The sequence below is a fragment of the Brucella thiophenivorans genome (assembly GCF_002252445.1).
In the GTDB taxonomy this organism is placed as follows: Bacteria; Pseudomonadota; Alphaproteobacteria; order Rhizobiales; family Rhizobiaceae; genus Brucella; species Brucella thiophenivorans.
This window is the reverse complement of sequence record NZ_NNRJ01000006.1, coordinates 33,162-46,416: the sequence shown is the minus strand read 5'-3', so window position 1 is coordinate 46,416 and position 13,255 is coordinate 33,162. Positions and strand designations below refer to the sequence as shown.

Here is a 13,255-nt window from a genome sequence, read left to right as displayed (position 1 = left end):
TACAGGGGACTGCCATTTATGAGTGAAAGCATTTTCGAACGCATTACTGCGTTTCTTAGCAAAAAGAGCGCTGTGCAGCGTGTGGCCGAAGATCCGGCACTCGCTTCGGAATTGCTTCTCCTGCTCCATGTTGTGTTTGCCGATGGCGACCGGCACCCGGCGGAAATCGCTGCATTCAAAGCAATTGCCTTGGAAAGTTTCGGAATTTCCGAAGAGGAACTGCCGGAGGTTACGGAATATTTGAAGGATTTCGGATATGAAACCACGACCAAACAGGCAGCCAATATGCTTGCCGAAATGGCACCGGAGCGTCGGGCTTCGCTGTTGCGAGACCTGATGAGAATCGCTTGCGCTGACAATCGAATCGACCAGTCAGAAACCGCGATGATCAAGCGTATTGCCGAAGTGCTCGGGGTTACGGCTGAAGATTTGCGTCAGGCGCAGCAAGTATCTCCCTGTGGTCTTTGATAGCCGATTAATCGTGCTGGGAATGGGCAGCTCCTCAGGCGTAAGCTTCGAGGAGCTTATTTCATTGGCAGATGTGGTTCTGGCGAAAACAAACTCCATTAAGCCAGATGTGATTGCAACAATTGATACCAAACAGGCTGATCCGGTCTGGCATAAACTTGCTGCGTATTATGGCTGTGAGCTGCAATTTTTTGGTGCGGCGCGGCTTGATCAAGAAACACCCCGCATCAAAAATCCGTCGGAAGCGGTCTTTGTCGCTATTGGTTGTCACGGTGTTGCAGAATCGGCAGCGCTGGCTGCGTCAGGACCGAAAGCTGTTTTACTGATCGAGAAGACCGTGGAAGGTCGCGCCACCGCCGCATTGGCGATGGCACATAATTAGAGCGTTTCCTATTTTGATAGAATCACAAGAAACGCTCTAATTATTTTTTTGTCGCATTGTCCCACGCAAAACCGCTACGCACTTTTGCTGGAAATGCTCTATCAAAGTGCATTGCGGCGCTGCACTGTGTAAGTGGCAATGGTTGCAACAACCAGCAGTACTGCTGTCGCGATAATGACGGCGACATAGGCATTTTCAAATGCCGATGAGGCGAGTTTTATCAGCGCTCCTGCTTCTTCTGATGCCATTGATTGCGCTGCAAGCAAGGCTTCATCGAGGCTATCACGCACAACCGGCGGAATTCTTGTGCCCGCTGGCAGAACAAGGCTCGCGGTGTAAAACGCCGACAGGATGCTCCCAAAGGCTGTCACACCCAGCGCATTGCCAAGTTCAAACGACACTTCTTCAACCGATGCTGCCATGCCTGCTTTTTCGGCGGGCGCATTGCCCATAATCGAGGAGGATGCGCCGGTCATTGCACAGCCGACACCAAAGCCGAGAATTGCCAGTCCTGTCAGATAAATTGGCGTCGAAAGCTTGTAGGTCAGGATGTAGATGATCACACCCAGTGCGGTAATGCCCAGCGACATCCAAAGCACTCTGCCGGTTCCAAGGCGCGGCAACATGATGCCGGCAAGCGGGCCTGCGACGAACGCCGCCAGCGGAATTGGCAGAATCATCAAGCCTGCCTGCAAAGGCGACATTCCTTCGATAAGCTGCATGCGCTGGCTGAAAACCAGTTCCATGCCGGTCATAGACCCCGATGCGACCAGAGCTGCAAACACCCCCATTGAGAACAGCTTGTTGTTAAACAGCGTGAAATCGATCAGCGGCTCTTCACTTGCAAACTGCCTGCGCACGAAGATCGTCGTAGCTACAAGTCCGATGATCAGGCTGGTTGCAAAAACTGTCATGGATGCATCGCGCTTTGCGAGTTCCTTGACAGCATAGGTCAGCGCAATAAGGCCGATCATGATCTGGATCGAGCCGATTAGGTCCCATTTGCGTTTGGAGCCAAGTGGGCGATTTTCAAGGTTGAAAGCCGAGAGCACGAGCGCCACCAGAACAACAGGCACATTGATCAGGAAGACCGAACCCCACCAGAAGTATTCAAGCAGAACACCGCCTGCGACCGGCCCAATAGCCGCGCCGCCGGACGCGATTGCAGCCCAGATGCCAATGGCAAGCGAGCGTTCTTTTTCATCGGTGAAGGTCAGTCGAATGATCGAGAGCGTAGCAGGCATCATCATCGCCGCGCCACAGGCGAGAAATGCGCGGGCTGCGATCAGTACTTCCGGGTTTGGCGAATAGGCTGCGCATAGCGAAGCAAGGCCAAACACCACCAGGCCACTCATGAACATGCGCTTATGGCCAAGCTTGTCACCCAGTGTGCCAAGACCCGGCAAAAGACCAGCCACGACCAGCGGGTAAATATTCATGATCCAAAGCTTCTCAGAAGCGCTTGCCGCGAGATCATGGGTGAGGCGTGGCAGGGCCGTATAGAGCACTGTCATATCGACAACGATCAGGAAGAGCGCGCTGGAAACGATTGCGAGAACGAGCCAGCGATTTTTCGGCAACATCTGATTATACCTTTTCAATACATACGTATTTAAACTTGTCAGGCGGGGTCACATAATATAAATCCGTTCGTATGGAAAGTGCCAAATTGCAAAAAACCGGGCGTCCCCGTTCGATTGATCGGGATCATGTGCTGGATATGGCTGAAAAGATCGTGGCAGAGGGCGGTATTGTCGCCTTGACCATGGATGCTGTCGCGCAGGCTTCAGGCGTCACCAAAGGCGGGGTGCAATATTGCTTTGGCAACAAAGACGGGCTGATGAAAGCCATGATCGAGCGTTGGGGCGACCGTTTTGACGATCAGGTGGCTCTGCGAAAGCAAGATCGAAGCGGCGCGATTGCGCATATTGCGGCGCATATTGGCATAACGCGTGAAAGCGATGCCGAAGATGATTCCCGATTTGCGGCCATGATGGCCAGTCTTGTTCCCAACTCTCATTACCTAGATGAAACGCGTGCCTGGTATCGGAAGCAATGGGATGGGTTAGATGTTTCGACGCCCGAGGGACGCAAGGCGCGTCTTGCATTCATTGCCAATGAGGGTGCGTTTTTGCTGCGCAGCTTTAATTTTTTTGAGCTGACGCAGGAAGAATGGCAGTCGATTTTCAATGATATTGAGGCACTCTTGCCCAAAAGCGATTGACTTTCTGCTTTGCGAACAGGCATTCGATTGGCCTGAAACAAGGAAGAAAGCGTGAAAGTTCATTTCATTGGAGCGGGCCCCGGTGCGGCTGACCTTATCACCGTTCGCGGCCTGCGATTGATCGAAAGCTGCCCGGTATGCATTTATGCAGGCTCGCTGGTGCCTAAAGAGGTGGTTGCCTCGGCCCCCAAAGATGCGCGACTTATCGATAGTTCTCCGCTGACCCTTGATGAAATTATTTCAGAAATCAAAGCAGCCCATGCCGATGGCGATGATGTGGCGCGTGTGCATTCTGGCGATCCTTCGATTTACGGCGCAATGGCTGAACAGATGCGCAGGCTTGATGCTCTAGGTATCCCTTATGATGTGACACCGGGCGTTCCGGCTTTTGTGGCGGCTGCAGCGGCAATGAAACAGGAACTGACCATTCCCGGTGTTAATCAGAGCATCATTCTCACACGCACATCGGTCAAATCGTCATCTATGCCGGATGGGGAAGATCTTACCACTCTTGGCAAGTCCGGTGCGACATTGGTCATTCATCTGTCGATCCGCAACCTTGCGAAGATAGAAGCGGAGCTCACGCCGCTTTATGGCAGCGATTGTCCTGTGGTTGTCGCCTATCGCATTGGCTGGTCAGATGAGCAGATTTTGCGCGGGACACTCGCTGATGTCAGAGCAAAGGTTGAAGTGGCGGACCTCAAGCGGACGGCGATGATTTTTGTCGGGCGGGGGTTAGACCCCAAGAATTTTCGGGACTCAGCGCTTTATCATGAAGCGCATAGCCATGTGGCGCGTTCAAAGGTCCAGAACTGAACGAGCAAAATCAATTGCCTCGCGGACCGTCTCAACGATGGTCTTTGCGGCGACTGGTGGGCGGCTAATCATCATCACCAGGATCGCAAGATCGCGTGCGGCGCTGATCTTGGCATAGGATATTTCACCACCGGAATTGCGGCTGACGATCAGGCCGATTTTTCTCTCAATAAGAAAGCTTTTTTCCGCATCGTAGTTTCCGGGTTTTGCCAGAATGATTTCGTGGTTCTTTGGCAGTGAAACTTCCGGCGGATCGATCATCCGCATGATGAAATGTACGTCGCTCCGATCCGTAAAGGGCGCGATATGCTGTCGTCCGAGAGCAAGGAAAACACGTTCTCGCGGCGCAATCTTACTGGCCGCTTCGGCTTCGTTCACAATATCGACCCAGTTATCGCCGCTTTGCTTTTGCCATGCGGGACGCTCCAGTCGCAGCAGCGGGACTTGCGCTATCTGTGAAGCTTGGACCGCATTTTGCGATATGCGCGTCGCATAGGGATGCGTTGCATCGATAATGAGATTGATCTTTTCGGCTACAAGATAGTTTGCAAGGCCTTCTGCGCCGCCGAAGCCGCCGCTGCGTATTACGCCACTGATCGAAGCAGGATTTGCCGTGCGACCTGCAAGCGATGTGATAACGTGGAAAGGCAGGGCGTGTAGGGCCGAAGCAAGCTTGAGCGCTTCCGCCGTGCCACCAAGAATGAGAATGCGTGGCTCAGACCCGCGCAAGGATATTTCCCTTGCGGTCTGTCACGATGATTTCGACCTCAACGGGTGCGCCGCGCAGGGTTTCGAGTGCTGTTTCTTTGGCTTTGTGTGCAATGGGTGTTGCCATGTCGATGCCGATTGATTGAGTCAATTCAAGTGCTTCCAGCGCCGTATTGGCAAAGAGAATCCGGTCCTTCATGTCATCCGGTGCACCAGCTTTTTCGGCGATGCTCCAGAGCAAGCCCTTGTCGACCTGCGAGCGTGCAGAATGCAGGTCGAGCGCGCCCTGAGCGAGCTTTGTCAGCTTGGCAAAGCCACCTGCAATGGTGAGCCTGTCGATTGGATGCTCGCGCAGATATTTAAGAACACCGCCTGCAAAGTCACCCATGTCTAAAATGGCGAAATCCGGCAGATCATAGATTGACTGCGCTGCGTCTTCAGATGTTGATCCGGTTGCCCCCAGAACGTGTTTTTGCCCTGCTGCACGCGCCACATCAATGCCGCGATGGATCGAATGAATCCATGCCGAACATGAGAAGGGATGCACAACGCCGGTTGTGCCTAGTATAGAAATACCACCGACAATGCCTAAGCGCGGGTTCCAAGTTTTTTGTGCGATTTCCTCGCCACCGGGAACCGAAATCGTAATGACAAGATCAGCAGGCAAGCCATATTTCGCGCAAATCTGTTCGCAGATTTCTGTCATCATGCGGCGCGGAACCGGATTAATGGCCGCTTCACCCGGAGGGATTTGCAGCCCCGGCCGTGTGACTGTGCCAACCCCTTCGCCAGCCTGAAACAGAATGCCCGTGCCGGGCGGGGCAGGGAAGACGGTTGAAATGATTGTCGCGCCATGCGTCACATCGGGGTCGTCACCTGCATCCTTGACGATGCCTGCCATGGCATAGCCTTCGCCCAGACCTTCATAAGCAAGCTGGAAATAGGGCACATCGCCTTTTGGCAGGATGATGCCGACGGGATCGGGAAACTCGCCGGTGATGAGTGCTGTTAGAGCTGCCTTGGTGGCCGCTGTCGCACAGGCACCAGTCGTCCAGCCGCGACGCAGTTCGACTTTTTGGGTAGCGTTATTTGATGGTTCGGTTTCATCGTTCATGGACGCCTTATAATGTATCTGATAGCTGTGCCGCCAGATAAAGTTATGGTTGATGAGAATGAACAAACCTGAACATACCCCAGCATGTGTTGTAGCGAAGAGCAAAGTGAGTTTGCCTTCGATGCAGGCGGGGCATGTCTGGCTTGTGGGAGCGGGTCCGGGTGATCCCGGTTTGCTAACGCTTCATGCTGTTAATGCGCTACAGCAGGCCGATGTGATCGTCTATGACGCGCTGGTGGATGAGGTCTGCCTCACGCTCAAGCGTGATGATGCGAGCATTGAATATGCCGGCAAGCGCGGTGGAAAACCATCGCCAAAACAGCGTGACATTTCCTTGCGGCTGGTGGAACTGGCAAAGCAGGGAAAAAAGGTTTTGCGGCTCAAGGGGGGCGATCCATTCGTGTTCGGGCGCGGTGCCGAAGAAGCGCTGACCCTTGTTGAATATGGCGTGCCGTTTCGAATTGTACCGGGGATTACCGCAGGCATTGGCGGGCTCGCCTATGCAGGTATTGCGGTCACGCATCGCGATATAAACCAGTCTGTCACCTTCCTGACGGGACATGACGCAACCGGATCGATGCCTGATGGTATCAATTGGGACGGTATTGCCAAAACATCTCCGGTTATCGTGATGTATATGGCGATGAAGCATATCGACCTCATCACGTCACGACTGATGGCTGCCGGGCGTTCGCCCCATGAGCCTGTGGCTTTTGTCTGCAATGCCAGCTTGCCGGAACAGGTGGTTTTGGAGACAACATTGTCGCGTGCAAGTACCGACGTGGAAGCATCTGGTCTTAATCCGCCTGCAATTGTGGTCGTGGGTGAAGTGGTTCGGCTGCGTAACGGCCTTGACTGGATGGGCGCTGCGGGTGGGCGTGAACTGATAAGCGATCCACTTCATCGCAATGAGGAACGAAGCGCATGAACTGCTTCATGATTGCGGCATCTGCTTCCGCGTCAGGCAAAACAACAATCACGCTTGGTCTGCTGCGCGCTTTCAGGCGTCGGGGCGTTGCTCTGGCTCCGGTCAAGGCAGGGCCGGATTATATCGATCCAGCGTATCATAAGGCCGCAAGTGGTGCGGAATGTTTCAATCTTGATCCTTGGGGCATGCGGCCCGAACTCATCAGCGCCCTGTCGTCGCGCATCAGTGAAGGCAATAAGCTGCTCGTTGCAGAAGGCATGATGGGACTGTTCGATGGTGCAATGGATGGCACAGGCTCTTCGGCTGATCTTGCAAAAATGCTTGATTTTCCTGTCGTGCTGGTGGTCGATTGTGCCCGTCAATCGCATTCGATTGCAGCGCTTGTTTCCGGTTTTAGCCAGTTTCGCAAGGATGTGCTGATTGCCGGTCTTGTGCTCAATCGAGTGGGTAGTCCGCGCCACGAAATGATGCTGCGCGAAGCTTTAAAGCCACTTGGCATTGCCGTGCTTGGCGCTATCCCGCGTGATGCAGCACTTGTCTTGCCCGAACGCCATCTGGGGCTGGTTCAGGCAGGTGAGCATGCCGATCTGGAACGATTCCTCAATCATGCAGCCGATGTGATGGAAGAGTACATCGATTTTGCGGCGCTACAGCATATCTGGTCGGGACCAAAGCGACATGCGGCTATGGCCAACGTGCCAAGGCTTAAACCATTGGGAAGCCGCATTGCAATGGCGCGGGACGATGCGTTTGCTTTTGCCTATGCGCATCTTTTTGAAGGCTGGCGCAGACGTGGAGCGGAGATTTCGTTCTTTTCGCCACTGGCGGATGAAGCGCCCGACGAAAGCGCCGATGCGATCTATCTGCCGGGCGGTTACCCTGAATTGTTTGCCGAGCAGCTCGCCGTTGCTCAGAATTTCAAGAGTGCGATGAAAGCGGCGGCAGCAAAAGGCGTTGTCATTTATGGCGAATGCGGTGGCTATATGGTGCTGGGCGAAACGCTTGAAGATGCCAGCGGTAAAACTCATGCAATGCTCGGGCTTCTGCCGCTTGAGACAAGCTTTGACAAACGAAAGTTGCATCTGGGCTATCGCTTGCTTGAGCCGCTTGCGGGTTCACCGTGGCAAATGCCGCTCAAGGCGCATGAGTTTCATTATGCGAGCATTGTGCGTGAGGGTGATGCGGCGCGGCTTTTCAAAGTGCGTGATGCCGTGGGCGAAGAGCAGGGCGAGGCTGGTCTGCGTGTTGGCTCTGTTTCCGGCTCATTCATGCACGTGATCGATTTTATCGGAGATGATGCGTGAATACGCATATTGAACATGGCGGCGCGCTGGATCGTGCTATTTCACGCTTTGGCGGAAAGCCAGAAGATTGGCTTGATCTTTCAACCGGCATTAATCCCGAGCATTTTCCATTGCCGGATTTTTCACCAGCACTCTGGAATCGCTTGCCCGATGAATGGCTATTGCAGCGTGCGCTTGTTTCGGCGCGTCGTTATTATGGTGTTGTGGATGATGCACCCATTGTGGCTGCTCCCGGAACGCAGGCGCTTATTCAGCTTATCCCAACGCTTGTTAAAGCCTCAACAGTCGCAATTTTAGGCCCGACCTATCAGGAGCACGCCGCGTCATTTGTGGCATCTGGCTGGAATGTTGCCGAATGTGCAACGCTTGATGATATTCCTGATCATGCGCGTGTGGTGGCCATTGTTAATCCAAATAACCCGACGGGGCGGGTCGTCGGGCCGGCCGATCTGCTTGATCTGGCAACGATGCTCGGCGCGCGGGGCGGGTTTCTGGTTGTCGATGAAGCCTTTGCTGACACGAATATGAAAATGAGTGTCGCGGCACACGCTGCTAACGCACCTATGATGGTGCTGAAGTCTTTCGGCAAGTTCTTTGGCCTTGCAGGTGTGCGTCTTGGGTTCCTGCTGGCAAGTGCTGATATTGTTGAGAAGGTCACTGCGCGGCTCGGTCCATGGGCTGTTTCCGGTCCCGCATTGGCGATTGCCGAACATGCCTTTATGAGCGATGCCGAGTTGCTGGGATTTCGTGCTCGTATTGACCATAGACGCGCCGAACTTGCGGCAGTTCTTGAGCGATGCGGTTTGAAAGATCTTGCGGCTACTGATCTCTTTGCTTTGATTGAGCATCCCAACGCCCATGCGATTTATGACGCGCTTTGTGAAAGACATATTCTGGTGCGAAAGTTCGCCTATGCACCGCAATGGCTGCGCATTGGTTTAGCTTTCGATGAGGCGGAACTTATACGTCTTGAGCAGGCATTGCGTGATATTTTCCGTTTGAAATATTGATTCAGGAAAGCTGGCGAAGTTTATGGAAATTAAGTTTATTGTCCTGTCGCTGGCGCTTATTCTGGATCGCATTGTCGGTGATCCGCCGCTGCTTTGGCAGAAGTTTACCCATCCTGTCGTGCTGTTTGGAAAAGCGATCAGCATGGGCGAAAAGCGCTTCAACAATCATAATCTTTCAGTGCAGGCATTGCGGCGCAATGGCATGTGGCTGACGATCGGGCTGGTTGCATTATGCGTGATCATCGGCTTGGCGCTTGAATATCTGCTTCCGTTTCTCGGAACCGCAGGTGCGCTGATAGAGATTGTGATTGTCGCGGTTTTCCTTGCACAGAAAAGCCTCGCGGATCATGTGTTGGCGGTCGCAAATGGCTTGCGCGACGAGAGGATTGAGGGCGGCCGCCGGGCTGTTTCCATGATCGTCGGGCGCAATCCAGAACATCTGGATGAAGGTGGCGTCAGCCGTGCAGCAATCGAAAGTCTTTCTGAAAATGCCTCGGATGGCATCGTGGCTCCTGCCTTCTGGTTTCTGATTGGCGGCTTGCCGGGGCTTCTGGCCTATAAGCTGATCAATACAGCTGATTCAATGATTGGCCATTTGAATGAACGTTACCGGCATTTTGGGCGTTTTGCAGCGCGTCTTGATGATGTGGTGAATTATATTCCGGCAAGGCTAACCGGATTGCTGACGGCTTTGACCGCAGCCTTAACCCATAACAGAGAGACCGGAAAACGCGCATTTTCCGTGATGTGGCGGGATGCGCGGCTGCATCGCTCGCCCAATGCAGGCTGGCCCGAATCTGCTTTTGCGGGTGCTCTCGGGCTTGCTCTTGCTGGTCCTCGGCAATATGGCGCGGAAAAAGTCGATGGGCCGATGCTCAATAGAGATGGCAAGCGCGATGCCGATGCCAAAGATATTGGTGCGGCATTGAAATTGTTCTGGTCTTTGATGAGCGTGATGACAGGTTTGCTGATTATCTCCAGCCTTTTGGGGCTTTTCAGTCGGCTGTTATAAAACGCGTTCCATCGTAGCGTTGCAGGCGGTTTGGATTGTCGGTACGCATGCCATTGGCATCGAATTTGAGCGTGCCAAGCACGGTTTCAAATGAATTTTCGCGCAGCATATCAATGAGCGGCTGCTTTTGGCTTGCTGCCCGACTGATCGCATTGGCTGCCAGTTCAATTGTTGCATAGCCCATGACCGCGTAGGCTTCAGGCAGTTTTCCTGCCTGATTGATTGCATCGACGGCTGGTTTAGCTGTCGGCAGATCCTGTGGCTTTAGCGGCGCAATCATCAGCGTTTCACTGGATAATGGCTGCGTGCCGGGTGCCGCATTCAATACGCTGCCGCCAGCGATCACGAGTGGATATTTAAGCGCTGCCGCACTTGCGCCGATGGCGGCAATATCGTCGCGCTCTCCGCCGACATAGACATGGGTTGCGCCTGCACGGCGCAGGCGGGAAACCAGCGCATTCTGGTTTTCGAGGCCGGGACGATAAGTGTCGGTGAAAACGGGTTGAAGCTGCTGTTCCTTGAGGCTTGCAAGAACCTTTGCTGCGTGTTCGCGGCCTTCAATAGTACCGTCATCAATCACGGCGAAAGGCTGCGCGCGCCACATACTTCCCAGAAAGCTGCCTGTCGCGCGTGTTTCCTTATCCAGTCCCGTTGTAAGCCTGAAAATAGAAAATGGCGTGGAGGCGCGCTTTTCGGTCAGTGTTGAATCACTCACACCAGTGGCGATGATGGGAATATTTTGCTGGTTCAAAACCGGAAGCGCTGCTTCCAGTGCCTCGGAACACAGAAAGCCTGTCGCAATCGCTACGTTTTCTTTAACGAAGGTCTCGGCCGCTGCCTTGCCACCTGCTGCATCACAACGATCGTCTGCGACGATAAGCTGAGTGTTTTTCGCCGTTGCTGCCACGCGCGCGCCATCGACAAGCTGATTTCCCAGCGGAGCAAATCCACCACTTAACGGAGCAGCAATTCCGATGCGTATTTCTGTGGTATTATCCTGTGCCAGCGAAGGCAGGCAAAGCATCGTGAAAGCCGATAAGGTGGTTACGAGCAGCTTCGTGAAGTTGAACGTGCACAATTCCGGGCGGAAAACCACTCTTATTTTTTCCGGGAATTGCTCTGGGTTGATCACGCGATTTATCTTCTTCATATATTTCATGGATAATTCAACGAAAAGTGGGTAGCGGTTTCCTCGCCTTTGTGCAATGCCCGTATATGTATACAGGCAAACAGAGATTGTTCTGCGGAAGCCTGACAGACAATACGGATGCTTGGTTACGTGCAAATTGATAAGAATATTCCCCCAAATACTTTGCCGGTTGCACCGAAGAGTTATCGCGATGCGATGAGCCATTATGCCGGTGCGGTGCAACTTGTAACGACTGCCGGTACTGCGGGAAGACGCGGGCTTACTCTGACGGCATCCTGTTCGGTGTCTGATAATCCGCCAACAGTTCTGATTTGTTTGCAAAAAGCCCATCCAGACAATCAGCTTTTTATTAAAAATGCAGTGTTTGCGGTTAACACACTGGCCGGACCCCATCAGCAGCTTGCCGATGCGTTTTCAGGCCGGATCGGTATGACACAGGATGAACGTTTTGAGCTGGCCGATTGGGACATGCTCGCAACCGGCGCCCCGACGCTTAAAGGCGCGTTGGCGGTATTTGATTGCCGGGTGGTGAGCGTGCAGGATCATTCAACCCATCATGTGCTGTTTGGCGAAGTGGTGGGCCTGCGCTCCAATAGCGATGAAGAGGCGCTGATTTATCTCAATCGCCGTTATCATAAGCTTGAGCTTTGAATGTGATTTTGGGAGGCACAATGCGTAAACGGGCTGGATTATGTGCGGGGCTGTTATTGTCCTTTGTCACGTCTGCCTTCGCGCAAGGACCGCTTCCGCCGTTCAAGGATAGTTACTTTGCCTATCCGTCTGTTTTAAGCAGCACTGACAACGGCAATTACAAAGTCATTGATTACAACGAAATGCGTGACATTAACGGTCGCGATGCCGTGCCGGAAAAGCGCGTCAAGGATGCCTATGTTTCTCTGAAAGCACGTGCATATCAAAAGGATGTCACGTTTCAGACTGCGGCAGGTCCGGTCAAGGCTATGGCGGCGGGCAAGCGCGAAGGCGCATCGTTTATCGTCATCTACCTGCATGGGCGCGGTGGCAACCGTCTGCAAGGCATGAATGATTTCACCTTCGGCGGCAATTTCAACCGCGTCAAAAATCTGGCAGCTCTGAACGGTGGGCTTTATCTCACGCCGGATTTTAAGGATTTTGCTGCAACGGGCGAAGCGCAGATCGCTGGGCTGATTGAAGCTGCAAAAGCAACATCGCCATCTGCACCGCTTATCCTTGCCTGCGGATCGCAGGGCGGGGCGCTTTGCTGGCGCATAGCGTCTAACGAAAAAGCCGGGAATCAGCTTGCCGGTATTATTCTTTTGGGATCATTGTGGGACGAGAACTTTTTCAAATCGCCTGCCTTCAAAAAGCGTGTTCCGGTATTTTTCAACCATGGCAGTCGTGATCCGATCTTCGCCATTGATAAGCAGGAAGCGTTTTATCGCGATATTGCCAAACGCGCGCCGGGCTATCCCGTTCAGTTTCGTCGTTTTGAAAGCGGCAACCACGGTACGCCCATTCGCATGAGCGACTGGCGCGAGATGCTGAACTGGATATTCACGAAACAATGAACACGCTGTTGGGGATGCTCAACGAAAAACAGGCAATGTGGCCTTCCTGCCACTCGACAATCGGCTAAAAGCGAATAGTTATCAAAATTAAATTTTTAGCTATTCAGCAAATCCTATGAGGTTGATCATGTACGGACGCGCCCGCACCGGAGCCCGTTTCCTTGTTATCGCGATGTTGGCTCCACTGGCTGCAGCTTGTACAACAACGACGCAGAACGCAACGGTTCCCGGCAAGTCCGAGGCGCCTGTGACGGCCCCGACGATTTCTCTGCCGCGTTTTATACCGACATCGACGGTTGATTCGTCACTCGCGCAACCTTGCATCACGGCTGCTGCGAACAAGTACTTCCTGCCAGAGCGCGTCATCAGCGCGGTTAATTCGCGTCCCGGTGCAGGCGGCGGCACGGATGTTGATCTGAAGGTCGATCTGCGTACGGCAGTTTGTCAGGTTTCCGCCAATGGTTCTGTTCGCTCGGTCATCGATACGTCGCCAAAGAGCGCGGATCAGGTTGCAGCAGAGGCTGCTGCTGCTCAGGCAGCATCGGCTGCGCCTGCACCAAAGAAGTCGAAAAAGAAGTGATTCAATAAAATC

Annotated in this window: 15 protein-coding genes; 11 read left to right on the top strand and 4 right to left on the bottom strand. The window is 53.5% G+C overall.

All coding sequences use genetic code 11. From position 1 onward, the window contains the following. Positions 1–18 precede the first annotated feature (18 nt). Positions 19–468: a tellurite resistance TerB family protein gene (locus CEV31_RS00985; RefSeq protein WP_094505043.1), complete on the top strand. Its 450-nt coding sequence runs from the start codon at positions 19–21 to the stop codon at positions 466–468. Between the two features lie 22 nt (positions 469–490). Next, entirely contained in the window at positions 491–850 is a 360-nt protein-coding gene (locus CEV31_RS00980) for a cobalamin biosynthesis protein (RefSeq protein ID WP_094505042.1), read from the top strand. A 101-nt stretch (positions 851–951) separates the two neighbouring features. Here the strand turns inward: CEV31_RS00980 and CEV31_RS00975 are convergent, their stop codons facing one another. Continuing rightward, complete coding sequence (locus tag CEV31_RS00975; protein ID WP_094505041.1) at positions 952–2,433, bottom strand: MFS transporter; 1,482 nt, start codon at positions 2,431–2,433, stop codon at positions 952–954. 86 nt (positions 2,434–2,519) lie between these two features. Between CEV31_RS00975 and CEV31_RS00970 the strand changes: the two genes are divergently transcribed. After that, positions 2,520–3,074: a TetR/AcrR family transcriptional regulator gene (locus CEV31_RS00970; RefSeq protein ID WP_235818008.1), complete on the top strand. Its 555-nt coding sequence runs from the start codon at positions 2,520–2,522 to the stop codon at positions 3,072–3,074. A gap of 51 nt (positions 3,075–3,125) precedes the next feature. Next, positions 3,126–3,890: a precorrin-4 C(11)-methyltransferase gene (gene cobM, locus CEV31_RS00965; RefSeq protein ID WP_094505039.1), complete on the top strand. Its 765-nt coding sequence runs from the start codon at positions 3,126–3,128 to the stop codon at positions 3,888–3,890. Here cobM and CEV31_RS00960 read toward each other — a convergent pair. Together CEV31_RS00960 and CEV31_RS00955 are read right to left on the bottom strand one after the other, a co-directional pair. Continuing rightward, positions 3,873–4,619, bottom strand: a complete 747-nt coding sequence (locus tag CEV31_RS00960; RefSeq protein WP_094505038.1) for a cobalt-precorrin-6A reductase — start codon at positions 4,617–4,619, stop codon at positions 3,873–3,875. The two genes, cobM and CEV31_RS00960, sit on opposite strands and share 18 nt — an antisense overlap. Next, the gene (locus tag CEV31_RS00955) at positions 4,606–5,712 is read right to left on the bottom strand and encodes a cobalt-precorrin-5B (C(1))-methyltransferase (RefSeq protein WP_094505037.1); all 1,107 of its coding nucleotides are present in this window, start codon (positions 5,710–5,712) and stop codon (positions 4,606–4,608) included. The genes CEV31_RS00960 and CEV31_RS00955 overlap by 14 nt, the downstream gene beginning before the upstream one ends. A gap of 58 nt (positions 5,713–5,770) precedes the next feature. On the opposite strand from CEV31_RS00955, the gene cobA reads away from it, so the two are divergent. The 4 genes from cobA to cbiB are packed head-to-tail and all read left to right on the top strand — an operon-like array spanning position 5,771 to position 9,966. Continuing rightward, positions 5,771–6,640, top strand: a complete 870-nt coding sequence (gene cobA / locus CEV31_RS00950; RefSeq protein ID WP_094505036.1) for a uroporphyrinogen-III C-methyltransferase — start codon at positions 5,771–5,773, stop codon at positions 6,638–6,640. Continuing rightward, positions 6,637–7,944: a cobyrinate a,c-diamide synthase gene (locus tag CEV31_RS00945; RefSeq protein WP_094505035.1), complete on the top strand. Its 1,308-nt coding sequence runs from the start codon at positions 6,637–6,639 to the stop codon at positions 7,942–7,944. The genes cobA and CEV31_RS00945 overlap by 4 nt, the downstream gene beginning before the upstream one ends. Beyond that, entirely contained in the window at positions 7,941–8,954 is a 1,014-nt protein-coding gene (gene cobD, locus CEV31_RS00940; RefSeq protein WP_094505034.1) for a threonine-phosphate decarboxylase CobD, read from the top strand. The genes CEV31_RS00945 and cobD overlap by 4 nt, the downstream gene beginning before the upstream one ends. A gap of 22 nt (positions 8,955–8,976) precedes the next feature. Continuing rightward, positions 8,977–9,966, top strand: a complete 990-nt coding sequence (gene cbiB / locus CEV31_RS00935; protein WP_094505033.1) for an adenosylcobinamide-phosphate synthase CbiB — start codon at positions 8,977–8,979, stop codon at positions 9,964–9,966. Here cbiB and CEV31_RS00930 read toward each other — a convergent pair. After that, positions 9,950–10,990, bottom strand: a complete 1,041-nt coding sequence (locus CEV31_RS00930; protein ID WP_235818012.1) for a branched-chain amino acid ABC transporter substrate-binding protein — start codon at positions 10,988–10,990, stop codon at positions 9,950–9,952. The genes cbiB and CEV31_RS00930 overlap by 17 nt on opposite strands. 243 nt (positions 10,991–11,233) lie before the next feature. Here CEV31_RS00930 and CEV31_RS00925 point away from each other — a divergent pair, with 243 nt between their 5' ends. The 3 genes from CEV31_RS00925 to CEV31_RS00915 all read left to right on the top strand — a co-directional run bounded on the left by CEV31_RS00925 (position 11,234) and on the right by CEV31_RS00915 (position 13,243). After that, positions 11,234–11,767 (top strand): flavin reductase, encoded by a 534-nt coding sequence (locus CEV31_RS00925; RefSeq protein WP_094505031.1) that lies wholly within the window; start codon positions 11,234–11,236, stop codon positions 11,765–11,767. A gap of 20 nt (positions 11,768–11,787) precedes the next feature. Continuing rightward, on the top strand, positions 11,788–12,663 hold the full coding sequence (locus CEV31_RS00920) for an alpha/beta hydrolase (protein ID WP_235818007.1): 876 nt from the start codon (positions 11,788–11,790) through the stop codon (positions 12,661–12,663). A gap of 127 nt (positions 12,664–12,790) precedes the next feature. Then, positions 12,791–13,243: a hypothetical protein gene (locus CEV31_RS00915; protein ID WP_094505030.1), complete on the top strand. Its 453-nt coding sequence runs from the start codon at positions 12,791–12,793 to the stop codon at positions 13,241–13,243. Positions 13,244–13,255 lie beyond the last annotated feature (12 nt).